The following is a 1,336-nucleotide window of genomic DNA, read 5'->3' on the forward strand; positions in this document are numbered from 1 at the left end:
TCGTAAGCAGATGAGTTGTCCGGATTAGGTAGCAGATGAGTTGTCCGGTTTTATCAGCAGCCGATGGAGGCTGGGGATGAAGCGGGCAGCATGGCTACAGGGCCGGAGAATGCAGAAGTTTCGGGACGTTTTGAGCCGTTGGAATGGCGGCGATCTTTCGATGATGGAGGCGGGTGAGTTGCTGGGCATGTCGGAGCGGCAATTCCGACGTTACCGCGACCGCTACGAGGAGGCTGGGGAAGCTGGGTTGCTGGACCGGCGTTTGGGCAAGATTTCGACGCGTCGGGTGCCTGCGGAAGCGATTGAGGAGATGTTGGAGCTTTATCGTCATCGCTACCTTGGCTGGAATGTGAAGCACTTCCACGAGCACCTGCTGCGCGATCACGACTTCAGCTGGGGCTACACCTTCATCAAGACGCAGCTTCACGCGGCGGGCCTGGTGGACCGGGCCAAGCGGCGCGGTGCTCACCGGCGCAAGCGGGAAAGGAAGCCGTGCGAAGGGATGATGCTGCATCAGGACGGCAGCCGGCATGCCTGGCTGGAAAGCCAGCCAATGCTTGATCTGATCGTGACCATGGACGACGCCACGAGCACGATCTATTCGGCCTTTCTGATCGAGGAGGAAGGCACGGCATCGAGCTTTCAGGGACTTCTGGAGACCTTTGTCGCGAAGGGATTGCCGTCGAGTCTCTACACCGATCGAGGCAGCCACTATTTCGTGACGCTCAAGGCCGGCGAGGCGGTCGACAAGAGCCGGCTGACCCAAGTCGGGCGAGCGCTGCGGCATCTGGGCATCGAGCACATCCCCGCCTATTCGCCTGAAGCCAGGGGGCGCTCCGAGCGGATGTTCTCCACCTTGCAGGATCGGTTGCCCAAGGAGCTGGCGCTGGCCGGCATTACCGATATCCAGGCCGCAAACCGCTTCATCGCACAAACCTATCTGCCGGCACACAATGTACGCTTCGCCAGGCCGGCCACGGTTGGAGACAGCGCCTTTGTCGCCGCCGACCCGCACCAATTGGCCCAGATCCTGTGCATCGAGGAGGAGCGCGTCGTTGCCCGCGACAACACAATCGCTTTCGCGCGGCTGCGATTGCAGCTGCCGCAAAGTCCGATCCGACATCACTTCGTCAAAGCCACGGTCAAGATCAGGCAGTACCCCGATGGCACGCTTGCAATCTTTCATGGGCCGCGCCGCATCGCCCAATACATGCCTGACGGCGCTACAATCCTAGAAACCTCCCGTACAGGGCAGGCCGCGTGAACCGCTTCGACGCAAAACAGAAGCGGACAATTGATGTGCTACCAAACCGGACAACTTGATTAGCTACCGACA

General features: G+C 60.4%; 1 protein-coding gene. It reads left to right on the plus strand.

What is annotated here, in order from left to right:
* Positions 1-76: 76 nt before the first annotated feature.
* Complete coding sequence (locus FCU66_RS34680; RefSeq protein ID WP_210239724.1) at positions 77-1,264, plus strand: ISNCY family transposase; 1,188 nt, start codon at positions 77-79, stop codon at positions 1,262-1,264.
* Positions 1,265-1,336 lie beyond the last annotated feature (72 nt).

Origin of the sequence: Mesorhizobium norvegicum (assembly GCF_004919685.1) — a bacterium.
Classification (GTDB): domain Bacteria; phylum Pseudomonadota; class Alphaproteobacteria; order Rhizobiales; family Rhizobiaceae; genus Mesorhizobium; species Mesorhizobium norvegicum.